Source organism: Escherichia sp. HH41S, assembly GCF_009820115.1.
GTDB classification, from domain to species: Bacteria; Pseudomonadota; Gammaproteobacteria; order Enterobacterales; family Enterobacteriaceae; genus Escherichia; species Escherichia coli_F.
The window spans coordinates 160073-177346 of record NZ_VNXE01000113.1; the positions used below are offsets into that span (position 1 = coordinate 160073).

Genomic DNA, 17274 nt, shown 5'->3' on the forward strand with positions numbered 1-17274 from the left:
CAGTCATATTTCCTAACCCCTTGTCTATACTCCAGAAGATAACCTCACAGACGGCATAATGCGCGGTAGCTCACAACCTGATTAAATTTTCTCAGGGGCGAAGGTGTGCCTGCAAGCCGCCGTCTATGGTTAAACAAGGAGATATTTTTACGGCACGGCGGCTGAACAATTAATTACGACAGGAGTAAGACCTTATGAGCAAGACATTTGCCCGCAGCAGCCTGTGTGCGCTCACCATGACAATAATGACCGCTCACGCCGCCGAACCGCCTACCAATTTAGATAAACCGGAAGGGCGACTGGATATTATCGCCTGGCCGGGATACATCGAACGCGGACAAACTGATAAACAATACGACTGGGTAACGCAATTCGAAAAAGAGACAGGCTGCGCGGTGAATGTGAAAACCGCCGCGACTTCTGATGAAATGGTCAGTCTGATGACCAAAGGGGGTTACGATCTGGTTACAGCATCCGGCGATGCCTCGCTGCGCCTGATTATGGGCAAACGCGTGCAGCCGATTAATACCGCATTGATTCCCAACTGGAAAGCGCTCGATCCGCGCGTGGTTAAAGGCGACTGGTTTAACGTTGGCGGCAAAGTTTACGGCACTCCTTACCAATGGGGGCCGAACCTGCTGATGTACAACACGAAAACCTTCCCGACGCCGCCGGATAGCTGGCAAGTGGTTTTTGTTGCGCAGAATCTGCCGGACGGTAAGAGCAATAAAGGCCGCGTTCAGGCTTATGATGGCCCTATTTATATTGCGGATGCTGCGTTGTTCGTTAAAGCCACTCAGCCGCAGTTGGGCATCAGCGATCCGTATCAACTCACCGAAGAACAGTACCAGGCGGTGCTGAAAGTGCTGCGCGATCAACATAGTTTGATCCATCGCTACTGGCATGACACTACCGTGCAAATGAGCGATTTCAAAAACGAGGGTGTGGTTGCTTCCAGTGCATGGCCCTATCAGGCCAACGCCCTGAAAGCCGAAGGCCAGCCTGTCGCTACCGTTTTCCCGAAGGAGGGCGTTACCGGTTGGGCTGACACCACCATGCTACATAGCGAAGCGAAACATCCGGTTTGCGCCTACAAATGGATGAACTGGTCATTAACGCCAAAAGTGCAGGGCGATGTGGCGGCCTGGTTTGGCTCGTTACCGGTAGTGCCGGAAGGGTGTAAAGCCAGTCCGTTATTAGGCGAAAAAGGTTGTGAAACAAACGGTTTTAACTATTTCGATAAAATCGCCTTCTGGAAAACGCCTATAGCAGAAGGGGGCAAGTTTGTTCCCTACAGTCGCTGGACGCAGGATTACATTGCCATTATGGGCGGTCGCTAACTTCGCTGGGGTGTTTTATGACGTACGCAGTGGAGTTTGACAACGTCTCGCGACTGTATGGTGATGTGCGCGCGGTAGATGGCGTCAGTATTGCGATAAAAGATGGTGAGTTTTTCTCAATGCTGGGGCCGTCTGGCTCCGGCAAAACCACCTGCCTGCGCCTGATTGCTGGATTCGAACAGCTTTCCGGCGGGACTATATCTATCTTTGGTAAACCCGCCAGCAATCTGCCACCGTGGGAGCGGGACGTGAATACCGTTTTCCAGGACTACGCGCTTTTTCCGCATATGTCGATTCTTGACAACGTGGCCTATGGGCTGATGGTCAAAGGGGTGGATAAAAAACAGCGACACGTAATGGCGCAAGAGGCGCTGGAGAAAGTGGCGCTCGGATTTGTACAGCAACGTAAACCGTCACAACTTTCTGGTGGTCAGCGTCAGCGGGTTGCCATTGCCAGAGCGTTAGTGAATGAACCGCGCGTATTGCTGCTGGATGAACCGCTCGGCGCACTGGATCTTAAGCTGCGTGAGCAGATGCAACTGGAGCTAAAAAAGCTACAACAGTCTCTTGGCATCACCTTTATTTTCGTCACCCACGATCAGGGCGAGGCATTATCGATGTCCGATCGTGTTGCGGTATTCAATAACGGTCGCATTGAGCAGGTCGATTCCCCGCGCGATCTCTATATGCGTCCGCGCACGCCGTTTGTTGCGGGATTCGTCGGGACATCCAACGTTTTTGAGCCGCTAATGGCCGAGAATCTTTGCGGCATGATAGGCAGTTTTGCCCTGAGACCGGAACATATCCGCCTCAACACCCCCGGCGAAGTGCAAGTTAATGGCACGATCCAGGCGGTGCAGTATCAGGGCGCGGCGACCCGTTTTGAACTGAGACTGAATGGCGGTGAAAAACTGCTGGTGAGTCAGGCCAATATGACAGGCGAAGAACTGCCTGCCACGCTCACGCCCGGACAACAGGTGATGGTTTCCTGGTCGCGCGATGTGATGGTGCCGCTGGTTGAGGAGAGGTGAATGGCGATGAACGTATTGCAATCACCTGCGCGCCCAGGGTTGGGTAAGGTGTCAGGTTTCTTCTGGCGGAAACCGGGACTGGGGCTGTTTTTGCTGCTGCTTGGTCCGCTGATGTGGTTTGGCATTGTCTATTTTGGTTCACTCCTGACGTTGTTATGGCAGGGCTTTTATACCTTTGACGATTTCACTATGTCGGTAACGCCTGAACTGACGCTGGCGAATATCCGTGCGCTGTTTAATCCGGCGAATTACGACATCATCCTCCGCACGCTAACCATGGCTGTGGCTGTCACTATCACCAGCGCCATTCTGGCTTTTCCGATGGCGTGGTATATGGCGCGCTATACCAGCGGGAAAATGAAAGCGTTCTTCTATATTGCGGTGATGCTGCCAATGTGGGCAAGCTACATTGTTAAAGCTTATGCCTGGACATTATTGCTGGCAAAAGATGGCGTGGCGCAGTGGTTTTTACAACATCTGGGGCTGGAACCACTGCTGACAGCGTTCCTTACATTACCAGCGGTGGGCGGTAACACGTTGTCAACTTCCGGGCTGGGGCGCTTTCTGGTGTTTCTCTATATCTGGCTGCCGTTCATGATCCTGCCGGTGCAGGCAGCGCTGGAGCGTTTGCCGCCGTCATTGTTGCAGGCGTCGGCTGATCTTGGCGCGCGTCCACGGCAAACCTTTCGCTATGTGGTGCTGCCGCTGGCGATCCCGGGTATTGCCGCTGGCTCTATCTTTACCTTCTCGCTCACGCTGGGCGATTTTATCGTCCCACAACTGGTTGGCCCTCCGGGGTATTTTATTGGCAATATGGTCTACTCTCAGCAAGGGGCGATTGGCAATATGCCGATGGCGGCGGCTTTTACTCTGGTGCCGATTGTTCTCATCGCACTGTACCTGGCGTTCGTGAAACGTCTGGGAGCATTCGATGCACTCTGAACGCGCACCGTTTTTCCTTAAACTGGCGGCCTGGGGCGGCGTGGTTTTCCTTCATTTTCCCATCCTGATTATCGCCGCCTATGCTTTTAATACCGAAGATGCAGCGTTTAGTTTTCCACCGCAAGGCCTGACGCTGCGCTGGTTTAGCGTGGCAGCACAGCGTAGCGATATTCTTGATGCTGTGACACTGTCACTTAAAGTGGCGGCGCTGGCGACATTAATTGCGCTGGTATTAGGGACACTGGCCGCTGCTGCGCTGTGGCGTCGGGACTTTTTCGGTAAAAGCGCCATTTCATTGTTATTGCTGCTGCCCATTGCGCTGCCGGGCATTGTCACTGGTCTGGCGCTATTAACCGCCTTTAAAACCATCGATCTGGAGCCGGGATTTTTCACCATCGTGGTCGGTCATGCGACTTTTTGCGTAGTGGTGGTGTTTAACAATGTCATCGCCCGTTTTCGCCGTACCTCCTGGAGTCTGGTTGAGGCGTCAATGGATCTTGGGGCCAATGGCTGGCAAACCTTCCGCTACGTAGTGTTGCCGAATCTCAGTTCGGCGCTACTGGCAGGAGGAATGCTGGCGTTTGCCTTGTCGTTCGATGAAATCATCGTGACGACCTTTACGGCAGGTCATGAACGAACGTTACCGTTGTGGTTGCTCAATCAGCTTGGGCGACCACGTGATGTACCGGTAACAAACGTGGTGGCACTGCTGGTTATGTTGGTAACAACCTTGCCGATCCTGGGAGCCTGGTGGCTAACCCGCGAAGGCGACAATGGTCAATAACCACTGATACAGGAATATGCTATGCAACATAAGTTACTGATTAACGGAGAACTGGTTAGCGGCGAAGGGGAAAAACAGCCTGTCTATAATCCGGCAACGGGGGACGTTTTACTGGAGATTGCCGAGGCATCCGCAGAGCAGGTGGATGCTGCTGTTCGCGCGGCAGATGCAGCATTTGTCGAATGGGGGCAAACCACGCCGAAAGCGCGTGCGGAATGCCTGCTGAAACTGGCCGATGTTATTGAAGAAAATGGTCAGGTTTTTGCCGAACTGGAGTCCCGTAATTGTGGCAAACCGCTGCATAGTGCGTTCAATGATGAAATTCCGGCGATTGTCGATGTCTTTCGCTTTTTCGCCGGGGCGGCGCGCTGCCTCAATGGTCTGGCGGCCGGCGAATACCTTGAAGGTCATACTTCGATGATCCGTCGCGATCCGTTGGGGGTCGTGGCTTCTATCGCACCGTGGAATTATCCGCTGATGATGGCCGCGTGGAAACTGGCTCCGGCGCTGGCGGCAGGGAACTGCGTAGTGCTCAAACCATCAGAAATTACCCCGCTGACCGCGTTGAAGCTGGCAGAGCTGGCGAAAGATATCTTCCCGGCAGGCGTGATTAACATACTGTTTGGCAGAGGCAAAACAGTGGGCGATCCGCTGACCGGACATCCCAAAGTGCGGATGGTGTCGCTGACGGGCTCTATCGCCACCGGCGAGCACATCATCAGCCATACAGCGCCGTCTATTAAGCGTACTCATATGGAACTTGGTGGCAAAGCGCCAGTGATTGTTTTTGATGATGCTGATATTGAAGCAGTGGTCGAAGGTGTTCGTACTTTTGGCTATTACAATGCCGGACAGGATTGTACTGCGGCTTGTCGGATCTACGCGCAAAAAGGTATTTACGATACGCTGGTGGAAAAACTCGGTGCTGCAGTGGCAACGTTAAAATCTGGTGCGCCGGATGACGAGTCCACAGAGCTTGGACCGTTAAGTTCGCTGGCACATCTCGAACGTGTCAGCAAGGCGGTAGAAGAGGCGAAAGAGACAGGGCACATCAAAGTGATCACCGGTGGTGAAAAGCGCAAGGGTAATGGTTATTACTACGCGCCTACGCTGCTGGCTGGCGCGTTACAGGACGATGCCATCGTGCAAAAAGAGGTATTTGGTCCGGTAGTGAGTGTTACGCTCTTCGACAATGAAGAACAGGTGGTGAACTGGGCGAATGACAGCCAGTACGGACTTGCATCTTCGGTATGGACTAAAGATGTGGGCAGGGCGCATCGTGTCAGCGCACGGCTGCAATATGGTTGTACCTGGGTCAATACCCATTTCATGCTGGTAAGTGAAATGCCGCACGGTGGGCAGAAACTTTCTGGTTACGGCAAGGATATGTCACTTTATGGGCTGGAGGATTACACCGTCGTCCGCCACGTCATGGTTAAGCATTAAGGATAATATTGCAGATCGTAAGAGTATGAGATGATCTTGCGTACTGTCAGAGCACTGATTTCTCTGACAGTACGTGCTGCGTGCAAAATCACTACATCAAATAAACCAGCCAAATCTCATAGAGATAAGAGTAAACAAACCAACAGCAGCAAAGACATTTATCAGTACTACAGTTCTACTGGAAACATTCATTTTTGCCACCTTTTATCATTGCCCCTATGTGTATAGTACGGGTTAAGAAAATCCGCAATAATACTCATTCTGAAGATGGATAAGGGCAAGTTGCTGTTTGATGATTTTTTCTCAAACTGGTGAAAAAACTTGATGCACGTCAAAAAATGACGCATATTTGCGCGCGTTTTATTCATCTGGCTGGACGCCCGTACATGTCTCTCTATCAACACATGCTTGTTTTTTATGCGGTTATGGCAGCAATCGCATTTCTTATCACCTGGTTTCTTTCTCACGATAAGAAACGCATCCGTTTCTTAAGCGCCTTTCTGGTGGGGGCAACATGGCCGATGAGTTTCCCGGTGGCGCTGTTGTTTTCGCTGTTTTAAATCTTACGCACTGGCTTGACGGCACCACGCAGACTTATATCATTTGGATGAATCGATAAATTTCACAAGTGGCTAAGGAGAAAGTATGTCGCATCTGGATGAAGTCATCGCGCGCGTGGATGCCGCGATTGAAGAGAGCGTCATTGCCCATATGAACGAATTATTAATCGCCCTGAGCGATGACGCGGAGTTAAGTCGGGAAGATCGCTACACCCAGCAGCAGCGTCTGCGCACAGCGATCGCCCATCACGGTCGCAAGCATAAAGAAGATATGGAAGCGCGCCACGAACAGTTAACCAAAGGCGGCACCATCCTCTGATTAAAATGTGCGCCTGGCCACCAGCCAGGCACCAACCACAAGTAAAATTGCGCCACAAATTGGGCCGATCAACGCCCGTAGTGGTACGCCATGACTGCGGAAGATATCCAGCACCAGACCGCCAATTAGCTGGCTGGCGACCAGTACTGCAATAGTTGTCGCCGCTCCCAAATTCTGATATCCGCTGATACTGGCGAAGACAAAAAAAGATCCCAGCAAGCCGGGTATAAGTGTCCACCAGCGTACGCTGGACACCAGTTCGCCAAACCCCGCCATGCCTTGTTTAAACCATAAAATAGCAACAAAGAGCACAATCCCTACCAGTGAGTTCAGCAACATGGCGATGAGAATGGTAGAGGAGGTCTGGGTGATGCGCACCATTAGCGTGTTCTGGACGACCAGACCAATCCCTGCGGCAATCAAAAAGGCAAGGGTAAGCGACTGATTCATCAGATTGCGTCCGGTTCACTGCGTTCGTCGAGTTGCAACTGCATAAATGTCAGATCCAGCCAGCGCCCAAATTTAGTGCCCACCTGCGGCATTTGTGCGGTGATGACAAATCCCAGCGACTGGTGGAGATGCAGCGAAGCCTGATTTTGCGATTCGATCCCGGCGACCATAACATGCTTCCCGCAATCCCGCGCTTCATCAATCAATCGGCTTAACAATTTACGCCCAAGACCTTTGCCCTGATGATCAGGATGGACATAAACCGAATGCTCCACGGTATGGCGAAAACCATCGAAACTACGCCAGTCGCCAAACGAGGCATATCCCGTCACTACGCCATCTTCTTCACTCACCAGCACCGGATAACCTGCTATGGTCCGCGCTTCAAACCAGGCAATGCGGTTATCTGCATCCACCGTTTGGTCATTCCAGATAGCCGCCGTATACAACACGGCGTGGTTATAAATTTCCGCAATGGCAGCACAGTCGGCTTTGCGGGCAAAACGGATGGACATGTCTGGCCTCGATAAAATAATGATAATGACGTTATCAATACTATCGAAAACAGCCCGAAGCAACGGATTCCTCGATGAAATTATTGCGTGTTGCAGAGGGGATGTGACGACTGCAAACAAAACCAATCCTGCGAGCCTGCTACTATTGATGGATTCATGCCAAAAGCACAGGAGAGCATTATGGGGCAACAAAAGCAGCGTAACCGCCGTTGGGTTCTGGCCTCGCGTCCGCATGGCGCGCCGGTACCGGAGAATTTTCGTCTTGAAGAAGATGATGTCGCCACACCGGGTGAAGGACAGGTGTTACTGCGCACAGTTTATTTGTCACTGGACCCGTATATGCGTGGACGTATGAGCGATGAGCCATCTTATTCACCGCCGGTTGACATTGACGGCGTGATGGTCGGCGGTACGGTGAGCCGTGTCGTGGAGTCAAATCATCCTGATTACCAGCCTGGTGACTGGGTGCTGGGCTACAGTGGATGGCAGGACTATGACATATCCAGTGGTGATGATTTGGTGAAACTTGGCGATCATCCGCAAAATCCATCGTGGTCGCTGGGTGTGCTGGGGATGCCAGGCTTTACCGCTTATATGGGCCTGCTGGATATCGGTCAGCCCAAAGAAGGCGAAACGTTGGTGGTAGCTGCAGCGACAGGACCAGTGGGGGCGACGGTGGGGCAAATCGGCAAACTTAAAGGTTGCAGAGTGGTGGGGGTAGCTGGTGGCGCGGAAAAATGCCGCCATGCTACCGAGGTGTTGAGCTTCGATGTCTGCCTTGACCATCACGCGGATGATTTTGCCGAGCAACTGGCGAAAGCGTGCCCAAAAGGTATCGATATTTATTATGAAAACGTTGGCGGTAAGGTATTTGATGCGGTGCTACCGTTACTCAATACATCCGCGCGCATTCCCGTCTGCGGCTTAGTGAGCAGCTATAACGCTACAGAGCTACCACCCGGTCCGGATCGTTTACCCCTGTTGATGGCAACGGTGCTGAAAAAACGCATTCGCTTGCAAGGGTTTATTATTGGTCAGGATTATGGTCACCGTATCCATGAGTTTCAGCAGGAGATGGGACAATGGGTGAAAGAGGGGAAAATTCACTATCGTGAACAAATTACCAACGGTTTGGAGAACGCCCCACAGACGTTTATCGGCCTGCTGAAGGGTAAAAACTTTGGCAAAGTGGTGATCCGCGTGGCGGATGATGATTAAAGTTTCAACGGCGGCGTAAGGCCGCCATAAAAATCCAGGCAAAAAGCTTATTTTCAGCTTTAATTAACTGACCACATCATTGTTCTGCTGCTAATAACTACAAAGGTGAGTGGCTTATGATTATTCATTTTAACACACCAGGTGAACGCCTTCTGCTATGCAGGCAGGGTCGGAAAGAAAACACGCGAAGGAAGTAAAATGCCTGGAACGGAAAAAATGAAACATGTCAGTTTGACTATGCAGGTTGAGAACGACCTGAAACATCAACTAAGTATTGGCGCACTAAAACCTGGCGCACGCCTGATTACTAAAAATCTGGCGGAGCAATTAGGTATGAGTATTACACCCGTGCGTGAAGCATTATTACGTCTGGTTTCGGTGAATGCGCTCTCTGTCGCACCAGCGCAAGCATTTACAGTACCGGAAGTGGGGAAAGGTCAATTAGACGAAATCAATCGGATCCGCTACGAACTGGAATTAATGGCAGTTGCTCTGGCTGTAGAAAACCTCTCCTCGCAAGATATAGCGGAACTTCAGAAATTGCTCGATAAATTACAGCAGGCGCAAGAAAAGGGCGACATGGAACAAATCATTAATGCGAACAGGTTATTTCGCTTAGCGATTTATCATCGTTCAAATATGCCCATCCTGTGTGAGATGATTGAGCAACTGTGGGTCAGGATGGGACCTGGTTTACATTATCTCTATGAAGCGATTAATCCAGCGGAATTACAGGATCGTATAGAAAGCTATCATGAACTACTCGCCGCGTTGAAAGTAAAAGACAAAGAGCGATGCAGACATTGTCTTGCTGAAATTATGCAACAAAATGTTGCTATGTTATACCAGCAATATAATCGTTAAATTAAATGCCCGGCAAATACCGGGCATCAAGATAATCACTCAAATCGCCACGCAACATTCACGCCGATACCATAATTTCGCCCGGGCGCAGGTTCGTAATATCGCCCGTTCGACTCATTGACAATGACAGAACCAACGTATTCTTTATCGAATAAATTATCGACACGACCAAATAAATCCACAGTTAAATTGTGGTAATTGTATTTATACCCGGAGAATAAGCCGACGAGAGTATAAGACGGCGCTTTGGCCGTATTTTCATCATCGGCCATAATATCGCCCATATAACGCGCTTCCGTACCTGCATACCAGCCATCTTCCGGTACATAACCTATCGACGCAAAGCCCATATTACGGGCGATCCCTGGCATCCGGTTACCGTTACAATCATGTTCATTGCACACATTGCTGCGATAGGTCGCATCAAGCCAGGTCCAGGACGCTTTTACGCGAAAATCTCCCGCGAAACGTTGATCCCATGCCAGTTCAGCGCCTTGACGACGGGTCTTTCCGGCATTTTTGTAAGTCGTACGCCCACCGCTACTGTTATCGACAACAATTTCATCATCGGTGTCGGTCTGGAACAATGCGAGACTAAGCAGCCCATTACCAATACGCGTTTTACTGCCGATCTCAATTGTATCGTTGGTGGATGGTTTTAAACCAAAGTTCATACCGCTTTGACCGTCAGCACGATAAGACAGCTCATTAATCGTCGGCGTTTCAAAACCACGCCCGGCTGCCAGATAGATATTCCAGGCATCGGTCATTGCATATTTTAACGATCCGGCTGGTAGCCATTTGTGATAACTGGCATCACCACTGTCATCGCCGTTACCCGGAGTAATGTAATGATCGTTGGAATCAAACCATACGGAGCTGTAGCGCACGCCAGCATCCAGCGACAGTTTTTCGGTCAGCTGCCACTGCGTTTGTAAATAAGGATCGACGTTCCACATCAGATTGCGTTCGTCGCGGCGCAACTCACCTTTTTGCCCGTATTCCGGCACGCCGCTATACAGGCGGAAGTTGTTGTAGCCTTTACGGTTTTCACTCATGTTTTCGTAGTTCAGGCCGGTAGTGAACGTGACCGGAACACCCAGTTCGCCACGGTGTGTCCAGCGGCCGTCTATCCCCTGATAATGGCGTTGCAGAGTAATCACGCCGCCCGCATGCGACTGGTTAAGTTGCGGGGCCATTGGGATTGACTGGTACTGGGTCGTTTCTCGTTCTCCGGCATACATCATCACACTCATATCATCTTGCGCGCTCAGGCTACGTTCATAGCGCAACCCAGCCTGAGTTTGCTTGATGGTTTTACGCGTGTCGTACTGTTCAGCGCGTGGCGCTTGTTGCGGATTCGCCTTCCATTCTGCTTCGGTTAGCCCACCAGGGTCATCTGCTTTGATATCCACACTATTGAAAATCAGGCTTAATTTGCTGGCGTCATCAATGCGTACGCCCAGTTTGGCATTGGCTAAATTTTTCTGTGCGCCACTATGGTCACGATAGCCGTGGGTCGTAAAACGCGTGGTTGAGACGGTGTAATCGACATCGCCGGGCTGTGTGCCGTCTCCCGTTGCGCCCGTTGCTTTCAGCCCATAGCGCCAGCTGCCAAAACTGCCGTAGTAACTACTGGCTTCAATGGTTGGTGGCTGTTGTCCGGTCTGGGTGGTGACATTCATTACACCGCCAGACGCGTTGCCATACAGGGCAGAGAAGGGGCCACGCAGCACTTCCACATTTTGCACACTGCTTAAATCGATGTTGGATGTTTGCCCTTGCCCGTCGGGCATGGTGGCGGGAATACCGTCCACATACAGGCGAATACCGCGAATACCGTAAGTGGAGCGGGAGCCAAATCCGCGAATCGACAGCTGTAAATCTTGCGCATAGTTCTGCCGGTTTTGTACCTGCAAACCAGGCACGCCGGTCAGTGATTCGGACAAGTTAATGCGCGGTGTTGCCAGGCGCATCTCCTCGCCATCCACCACGCTTACTGCTGCTGGGGTATCCAGTTCTGAAACCACCTGCGGTGCGGCACTGACAATCATAGTCTGTTCATCAGCGGCAAAAACAACGGGGGAAAGGACAAGCAGTGCGGGCAAAACGGTCTGTCGGACGGAAAAAATCTTCATGAAAAAAGCCAGGTTAAGAATGGGAAAACGCCGTCATGGTAATGAAATTGTAAATTTATGGAAAATGAAACGGCACAATACGTTAAGTAATTGAGAAAATTGTAGTCGTAACGGCAAGAAATGCTCCACATTTGAGAAAATAATGATTACCATTCCCATTTATAACAAGAGCGTAACGATGATTACGCTTAGCGAAGCATTGTGAAGCAGCAAAAATATCGGTTCATCAAAGGGAGTCGTCATGCATTTACGTCATCTGTTTTCATCGCGCCTGCGTGGTTCATTACTGTTAGGTTCATTGCTTGTTGCTTCATCATTCAGTACGCAGGCCGCAGAAGAAATGCTGCGTAAAGCGGTAGGTAAAGGTGCCTACGAAATGGCTTATAGCCAGCAAGAAAACGCGCTGTGGCTCGCCACTTCGCAAAGCCGCAAACTGGATAAAGGTGGCGTGGTTTATCGTCTTGATCCGGTCACTCTGGAAGTGACGCAGGCGATCCATAACGATCTCAAGCCGTTTGGTGCCACCATCAATAACACGACTCAGACGTTGTGGTTTGGTAACACCGTAAACAGCGCGGTCACGGCGATAGATGCCAAAACGGGCGAAGTGAAAGGCCGTCTGGTGCTGGATGATCGTAAGCGCACGGAAGAGGTGCGCCCGCTGCAACCGCGTGAGCTGGTAGCTGATGATGCCACGAACACCGTTTACATCAGTGGTATTGGTAAAGAGAGCGTGATTTGGGTCGTTGATGGCGAGAATATCAAACTGAAAACCGCCATCCAGAACACCGGTAAAATGAGTACCGGTCTGGCGCTGGATAGCAAAGGCAAACGTCTTTACACCACTAATGCCGATGGTGAATTGATTACCATCGACACCGCCGACAATAAAATCCTCAGCCGTAAAAAGCTGCTGGATGATGGCAAAGAGCACTTCTTTATCAACATCAGCCTCGATACCGCCAATCAGCGTGCATTTATCACCGATTCTAAAGCGGCAGAAGTGCTAGTGGTCGATACCCGTAATGGCAATATTCTGGCGAAGGTTGCGGCACCGGAATCACTGGCTGTGCTGTTTAACCCAACGCGTAATGAAGCCTACGTAACGCATCGTCAGGCAGGTAAAGTCAGTGTGATTGACGCGAAAAGCTATAAAGTGGTGAAAACGTTCGATACGCCGACCCATCCGAACAGCCTGGCGCTGTCTGCCGATGGCAAAACGCTGTATGTCAGTGTGAAACAAAAATCTACTAAACAGCAGGAAGCTACTCAGCCGGACGATGTGATTCGTATTGCGTTGTAATAGATATGGCGAGGGTGAAAACTGAGAGACTTGCCTGACTTTTATCACGCCGCATCCGGCACCCTCGTTTCTAATCTGAATTTGCCCGGCACATAGCCGGGCAATTTTGCAATTAACTCGCCGTCTCTGGCTTAAACACAATTTCCTGTTGTTCTTCATCTTCCTCGACGACTGGCGCAGTGCTGTGAATTTCAGCAACGCGTTTGCGCACACCAAACCAGCCTATAACCAGCAGAATACCGATAATCGGCAGCGCCGCAATGGTATAAGTTCCGTTCGGGTAATCGAACGCCATAAGCACCAGGACGCTCAGCAAAAACAGTAATGTCAGCCAGGAAGTGAAGGGCGCGCCAGGCAGTTTAAAACTGACATCCGCTGCTTTGCCTTCTTTAATCGCTTTACGCAGGCGCATCTGGCAAACAATGATAAACGCCCATGATGCGATGATTCCCAGCGACGCGAAATTCAACACAATTTCAAATACGCGCGACGGCACCAGATAGTTGAGGAATACGCCGACGACATACACAACTAGTGTCGCCAGAATCCCGGCATACGGCACATGCTGACGACTCATTTTCGCCATAAAACTCGGTGCGGAACCGCCCATCGCCATTGAGCGCAGAATACGTCCGGTGCAGTACAGACCTGAGTTCAGGCTGGAGAGGGCAGCGGTCAGCACCACAATGTTCATAATGCTGCCGATGTAAGGCACGCCCAGTTTAGAGAAAAACGTCACGAACGGACTTTGCCCCGCCTGATACGCGCTCCACGGCAATAACATAACCAGCAACACCACGGAGCCGACGTAAAACAGGCCAATACGCCAAATCACACTGTTAATCGCTTTAGGCACCATGGTCTGCGGATCTTTACATTCTCCGGCAGCTGTTCCAACCATTTCAATAGAGGCAAAAGCAAACACTACACCCTGAATCAACACCAAAGCAGGCAGTAAACCGTGGGGAAAGAAACCGCCATTATCGGTAATTAAATGAAATCCTGTGGTGTTGCCATCTAGCGGCTGACCGCTACCGAGGAACACTGTACCCACGACCAAAAAGGTAACGATGGCGAGCACTTTAATAAGCGCAAACCAGAACTCCATCTCCGCAAACCATTTCACACCAATCATATTCATGGTGCCAACGATGGTTAGCGCAGCGAGCGCAAATACCCACTGCGGTACACCACCAAATGCGCCCCAGTAATGCATATACAGAGCGACGGCGGTAATATCGACAATCCCCGTCATCGCCCAGTTGATGAAGTACATCCAGCCTGCAACGTAAGCGGCTTTCTCTCCTAAAAACTCACGGGCATAAGAGACAAAACTGCCACTGGAAGGGCGGTGTAGCACCAGCTCACCCAATGCACGCAGAATAAAAAACGAAAACAAGCCACATATTAAATAAACCAGTGCCAGTGCTGGCCCCGCCATTTGCAGTCGGGCTCCTGCACCTAAAAACAAGCCGGTGCCAATCGCGCCGCCGATGGCGATCATCTGTACCTGGCGATTGCCCATCGCTTTGTGATAACCCTCTTCGTGGGCATTAAGCCAGCGACGTTTCGCGGCGTGTTGATCTGAAGTGTCGGTGTCGTGTTTACTCATTGCTCTCCCTGATTGCTTTAATGAAAAAGTCATATAAGTTGCCATGAACAATGTTTATTCATCCTGGCGATGACAAGATTCACCATTATTCTTTATAGGTATAACTGTCGGCGCAGAATCCTACCTTTTATCGTGTAACGATGCAAAATAATCCCCTTACAATTCTGGAGGGGATTAATACAACTGATGAAAAAATGACAAATCCTTTTCCTGGTTAATCTGTGTGCTGCCCTACACTTAATTTTTAAAAGATTGTGGGGGGCATATGATTAAGGTGTATGGCGTACCCGGATGGGGCTCTACCATCAGTGAGCTGATGCTGACACTGGCTGATATTCCTTATCAGTTCGTTGATGTCAGTGGTTTTGACCACGAGGGAACTTCACGCGAGTTATTGAAAACCCTGAACCCGTTGTGTCAGATTCCGACACTGGCGCTGGAAAATGACGAGATTATGACGGAGACAGCGGCGATTGCATTGATGGTTCTCGATCGTCGCCCGGACCTTGCGCCACCGGTTAGGCGCGCCGAACGTCAGCAGTTTCAACGGCTATTGGTCTGGCTGGTTGCTAATGTCTATCCAACATTCACTTTCGCCGATTACCCTGAGCGTTGGGCTCCTGACGCACCCGAACAGTTAAAGAAGAATGTTATTGAATATCGTAAATCGCTTTATATCTGGCTGAATTCACAATTGACCGCTGAACCTTATGCGTTTGGTGAGCAACTAACGCTGGTGGACTGTTATCTTTGCACTATGCGCACATGGGGGCCTGGGCATGAATGGTTTCAGGATAATGCCACGAATATCAGTGCGATCGCTGATGCTGTATGTCAGTTACCGAAATTACAAGAAGTATTAAAAAGGAATGAAATTATTTGAGTGGGATACCAGAATATTATGTTATTTATTATTCAGTAACTTTATCCACAATGATGGACGTAATTAATTAGATTCATGTTATGTTTTTTAATTTATATCACTCTCCCTTTCATTCAGCTTGTCTATTTCATTTCCTCTGAAAAGAAACTAACTATTCACATTGTGCAGATGTTTCAGTTGTTATCACAGGCATTCTATAATCTCAAAATGTCTTTAATAATGGATATGCTCGGAGTTGGAGATGCAATTAATATTAATACAAATAAAAATATCCGGCAGGTATGCTAAAAGGATAAATGGCGTTCTCTGTATTTATTCGCGATTATCTGTAGGAAAAATATGGAGAGTTTGATGAGTCAGAGCTAAAACAGCAATTGATAAATAAATATGTTGATTTATTCAAGAAAATGGATGTATTTCAAATATTGATTCTTAATATAACCTAATCAATAGATTATCACGTGAGAGCTGCACGTTATTGGAGGGGCAGGGGAAAACACCATTTTGGGAACAATGAATCAGGTACTCTTACCACTGAAGCAAGATCATCCGGGCACCAGGTGGTGTTGCAGTGCTTTGGAAATGGTCCCCTCGGGGGAGTTGTCATTATTTTCTATGCTATTTGCTTATGATATTCATCAGGTGAATTTAATAAATTCCTAATTTGAAATATCCACTATTAAGCCAGTGTTTAACGACGTTAAGATGGCAATGTGCAGATCATGTTATCAGGGTGGGGCGGTAGCGTATATTCCTTATACAAACCATCATTCATTTCAATGATTGTTATTGAATTATTTATTTTTGTGAATAAAAAGACATTATGAATATTGGTTTGACTTTGCATATCAGGTTTTTTATTACTCGCTGTAATGTACGAGCCTGTCGTGAATAACGTCGAGAACCCATCCGTTGCGTTTGTGATTATTTTGTTGACTAAACAGACACCCGTTTCTCTGAAGTAAAATCCCAGACTAAATCATCACATAACCATGACATTTTTCTGATATTCCCCGGTAACGCCAGATGTCGACTCGCTTATCTCATCCGTCCGACATGTTGTACATGCAATATGTGCGGATTATTATTCATTTTCACGGAGGTTGCTATGTCAACCGGATTACGTTTCACGCTGGAAGTGGACGGCCTGCCACCGGACGCGTTTGCGGTGGTTTCCTTTCATCTCACCCAGTCACTCTCTTCACTTTTTTCCCTCGACCTTTCTCTGGTCAGTCAGCAGTTTCTTTCCCTTGAATTTCCGCAGATCCTCGACAAAATGGCCTACCTGACGGTATGGCAGGGCGATGACGTACAGCGCCGGGTAAAAGGTGTGGTGACCTGGTTTGAACTGGGGGAGAACGACAAAAACCAGATGCTGTACAGCATGAAGGTGTGCCCACCGCTGTGGCGCACAGGGCTGCGCCAGAACTTCCGTATCTTCCAGAATGAGGACATCGAAAGCATACTCGCGACGATCCTGAAAGAAAACGGGGTGACCGAGTGGAGTCCGCTGTTCAGCGAGCCGCATCCTTCCCGTGAGTTTTGTGTCCAGTACGGCGAAACCGATTACGATTTCCTGTGCCGGATGGCGGCGGAGGAAGGCATCTTCTTTTATGAGGAGCACGCGCAAAAAAGTACCGACCAGAGCCTGGTCCTGTGCGACACCGTGCGTTATCTGCCGGAGTCCTTTGAGATCCCCTGGAATCCGAACACCCGTACCGAGGTGAGCACCCTATGCATCAGCCAGTTCCTCTACAGCGCACAAATCCGCCCATCTTCCGTGGTGACCAAAGACTACACCTTTAAACGACCCGGCTGGGCAGGGCGTTTTGATCAGGAAGGCCAGCACCAGGATTACCAGCGCACACA

The 17274-nt window shown here is 49.8% G+C and carries 18 protein-coding genes; 13 read left to right on the forward strand and 5 right to left on the reverse strand.

Annotation, left to right across the window (positions count from 1 at the left end):
- The first annotated feature begins 194 nt into the window (after positions 1 to 194).
- Genes ydcS through patD form a run of 5 tightly spaced genes read left to right on the forward strand, consistent with a single transcriptional unit; the run spans position 195 to position 5543 of the window.
- Positions 195 to 1340, forward strand: a complete 1146-nt coding sequence (gene ydcS, locus FQZ95_RS21705) for a putative ABC transporter substrate-binding protein YdcS (RefSeq protein WP_104919752.1) — start codon at positions 195 to 197, stop codon at positions 1338 to 1340.
- A gap of 17 nt (positions 1341 to 1357) precedes the next feature.
- Positions 1358 to 2371 carry an ABC transporter ATP-binding protein gene (locus tag FQZ95_RS21710; protein ID WP_000220426.1) on the forward strand — a complete coding sequence of 338 codons (1014 nt, stop codon included), beginning with the start codon at positions 1358 to 1360 and terminating at the stop codon, positions 2369 to 2371.
- Positions 2372 to 3313 carry an ABC transporter permease gene (locus FQZ95_RS21715; RefSeq protein ID WP_001251299.1) on the forward strand — a complete coding sequence of 314 codons (942 nt, stop codon included), beginning with the start codon at positions 2372 to 2374 and terminating at the stop codon, positions 3311 to 3313.
- Positions 3303 to 4097, forward strand: a complete 795-nt coding sequence (locus FQZ95_RS21720) for an ABC transporter permease (protein WP_160530642.1) — start codon at positions 3303 to 3305, stop codon at positions 4095 to 4097. Before FQZ95_RS21715 ends, FQZ95_RS21720 begins: the two co-directional genes overlap by 11 nt.
- A 21-nt stretch (positions 4098 to 4118) precedes the next feature.
- Positions 4119 to 5543, forward strand: a complete 1425-nt coding sequence (patD, locus tag FQZ95_RS21725; protein ID WP_160530643.1) for an aminobutyraldehyde dehydrogenase — start codon at positions 4119 to 4121, stop codon at positions 5541 to 5543.
- A gap of 96 nt (positions 5544 to 5639) precedes the next feature.
- Here the strand turns inward: patD and yncL are convergent, their stop codons facing one another.
- Complete coding sequence (yncL, locus tag FQZ95_RS21730; protein ID WP_001303494.1) at positions 5640 to 5735, reverse strand: stress response membrane protein YncL; 96 nt, start codon at positions 5733 to 5735, stop codon at positions 5640 to 5642.
- Between the two features lie 194 nt (positions 5736 to 5929).
- On the opposite strand from yncL, the gene ortT reads away from it, so the two are divergent.
- Both ortT and ydcY read left to right on the forward strand, forming a co-directional pair.
- Complete coding sequence (gene ortT, locus FQZ95_RS21735; protein ID WP_000061178.1) at positions 5930 to 6103, forward strand: orphan toxin OrtT; 174 nt, start codon at positions 5930 to 5932, stop codon at positions 6101 to 6103.
- Between the two features lie 85 nt (positions 6104 to 6188).
- Positions 6189 to 6422 carry a DUF2526 family protein YdcY gene (gene ydcY, locus FQZ95_RS21740; protein WP_000018633.1) on the forward strand — a complete coding sequence of 78 codons (234 nt, stop codon included), beginning with the start codon at positions 6189 to 6191 and terminating at the stop codon, positions 6420 to 6422.
- Here the strand turns inward: ydcY and FQZ95_RS21745 are convergent, their stop codons facing one another.
- Complete coding sequence (locus FQZ95_RS21745; RefSeq protein WP_160530645.1) at positions 6423 to 6872, reverse strand: DMT family transporter; 450 nt, start codon at positions 6870 to 6872, stop codon at positions 6423 to 6425.
- Positions 6872 to 7387 (reverse strand): GNAT family N-acetyltransferase, encoded by a 516-nt coding sequence (locus FQZ95_RS21750; RefSeq protein WP_000027557.1) that lies wholly within the window; start codon positions 7385 to 7387, stop codon positions 6872 to 6874. The genes FQZ95_RS21745 and FQZ95_RS21750 overlap by 1 nt, the downstream gene beginning before the upstream one ends.
- Before the next feature lie 180 nt (positions 7388 to 7567).
- Between FQZ95_RS21750 and curA the strand changes: the two genes are divergently transcribed.
- Both curA and mcbR read left to right on the forward strand, forming a co-directional pair.
- Positions 7568 to 8605 carry an NADPH-dependent curcumin/dihydrocurcumin reductase gene (gene curA / locus FQZ95_RS21755; RefSeq protein ID WP_160530647.1) on the forward strand — a complete coding sequence of 346 codons (1038 nt, stop codon included), beginning with the start codon at positions 7568 to 7570 and terminating at the stop codon, positions 8603 to 8605.
- A 198-nt stretch (positions 8606 to 8803) separates the two neighbouring features.
- Complete coding sequence (mcbR, locus tag FQZ95_RS21760) at positions 8804 to 9469, forward strand: colanic acid/biofilm transcriptional regulator McbR (protein WP_032184161.1); 666 nt, start codon at positions 8804 to 8806, stop codon at positions 9467 to 9469.
- Between the two features lie 35 nt (positions 9470 to 9504).
- Here the strand turns inward: mcbR and pqqU are convergent, their stop codons facing one another.
- Positions 9505 to 11607, reverse strand: coding sequence for a TonB-dependent receptor PqqU (gene pqqU, locus FQZ95_RS21765; protein WP_160530649.1), 2103 nt, complete (start codon positions 11605 to 11607; stop codon positions 9505 to 9507).
- A 241-nt stretch (positions 11608 to 11848) separates the two neighbouring features.
- Here pqqU and yncE point away from each other — a divergent pair, with 241 nt between their 5' ends.
- The gene (gene yncE, locus FQZ95_RS21770) at positions 11849 to 12910 is read left to right on the forward strand and encodes a 7-bladed beta-propeller protein YncE (RefSeq protein WP_160530650.1); all 1062 of its coding nucleotides are present in this window, start codon (positions 11849 to 11851) and stop codon (positions 12908 to 12910) included.
- A gap of 112 nt (positions 12911 to 13022) precedes the next feature.
- On the opposite strand, the gene ansP is transcribed toward yncE, so the two are convergent.
- Entirely contained in the window at positions 13023 to 14522 is a 1500-nt protein-coding gene (gene ansP / locus FQZ95_RS21775) for an L-asparagine permease (RefSeq protein WP_001309490.1), read from the reverse strand.
- 265 nt (positions 14523 to 14787) lie between these two features.
- Between ansP and FQZ95_RS21780 the strand changes: the two genes are divergently transcribed.
- The 3 genes from FQZ95_RS21780 to tssI form a co-directional block, all read left to right on the forward strand.
- Complete coding sequence (locus FQZ95_RS21780) at positions 14788 to 15405, forward strand: glutathione S-transferase family protein (protein ID WP_160530652.1); 618 nt, start codon at positions 14788 to 14790, stop codon at positions 15403 to 15405.
- Positions 15406 to 15480: 75 nt separating this feature from the next.
- Positions 15481 to 15693: a DUF5445 family protein gene (locus tag FQZ95_RS21785; RefSeq protein ID WP_032184167.1), complete on the forward strand. Its 213-nt coding sequence runs from the start codon at positions 15481 to 15483 to the stop codon at positions 15691 to 15693.
- An 820-nt stretch (positions 15694 to 16513) separates the two neighbouring features.
- Positions 16514 to 17274 (forward strand): type VI secretion system tip protein TssI/VgrG (gene tssI / locus FQZ95_RS21790; RefSeq protein WP_160530654.1); only part of this gene is annotated, 761 nt, incomplete at its 3' end.

Bases quoted from the DNA above. Each gene is read 5' to 3' on its own strand.
- ydcS (WP_104919752.1), top strand. From the start codon at position 195: ATGAGCAAGACATTTGCCCGCAGCAGCCTGTGTGCGCTCACCATGACA.
- FQZ95_RS21710 (WP_000220426.1), top strand. From the start codon at position 1,358: ATGACGTACGCAGTGGAGTTTGACAACGTCTCGCGACTGTATGGTGAT.
- FQZ95_RS21715 (WP_001251299.1), top strand. From the start codon at position 2,372: ATGGCGATGAACGTATTGCAATCACCTGCGCGCCCAGGGTTGGGTAAG.
- FQZ95_RS21720 (WP_160530642.1), top strand. From the start codon at position 3,303: ATGCACTCTGAACGCGCACCGTTTTTCCTTAAACTGGCGGCCTGGGGC.
- patD (WP_160530643.1), top strand. From the start codon at position 4,119: ATGCAACATAAGTTACTGATTAACGGAGAACTGGTTAGCGGCGAAGGG.
- yncL (WP_001303494.1), bottom strand. From the start codon at position 5,735: ATGAATGTTTCCAGTAGAACTGTAGTACTGATAAATGTCTTTGCTGCT.
- ortT (WP_000061178.1), top strand. From the start codon at position 5,930: ATGTCTCTCTATCAACACATGCTTGTTTTTTATGCGGTTATGGCAGCA.
- ydcY (WP_000018633.1), top strand. From the start codon at position 6,189: ATGTCGCATCTGGATGAAGTCATCGCGCGCGTGGATGCCGCGATTGAA.
- FQZ95_RS21745 (WP_160530645.1), bottom strand. From the start codon at position 6,872: ATGAATCAGTCGCTTACCCTTGCCTTTTTGATTGCCGCAGGGATTGGT.
- FQZ95_RS21750 (WP_000027557.1), bottom strand. From the start codon at position 7,387: ATGTCCATCCGTTTTGCCCGCAAAGCCGACTGTGCTGCCATTGCGGAA.
- curA (WP_160530647.1), top strand. From the start codon at position 7,568: ATGGGGCAACAAAAGCAGCGTAACCGCCGTTGGGTTCTGGCCTCGCGT.
- mcbR (WP_032184161.1), top strand. From the start codon at position 8,804: ATGCCTGGAACGGAAAAAATGAAACATGTCAGTTTGACTATGCAGGTT.
- pqqU (WP_160530649.1), bottom strand. From the start codon at position 11,607: ATGAAGATTTTTTCCGTCCGACAGACCGTTTTGCCCGCACTGCTTGTC.
- yncE (WP_160530650.1), top strand. From the start codon at position 11,849: ATGCATTTACGTCATCTGTTTTCATCGCGCCTGCGTGGTTCATTACTG.
- ansP (WP_001309490.1), bottom strand. From the start codon at position 14,522: ATGAGTAAACACGACACCGACACTTCAGATCAACACGCCGCGAAACGT.
- FQZ95_RS21780 (WP_160530652.1), top strand. From the start codon at position 14,788: ATGATTAAGGTGTATGGCGTACCCGGATGGGGCTCTACCATCAGTGAG.
- FQZ95_RS21785 (WP_032184167.1), top strand. From the start codon at position 15,481: ATGTTATGTTTTTTAATTTATATCACTCTCCCTTTCATTCAGCTTGTC.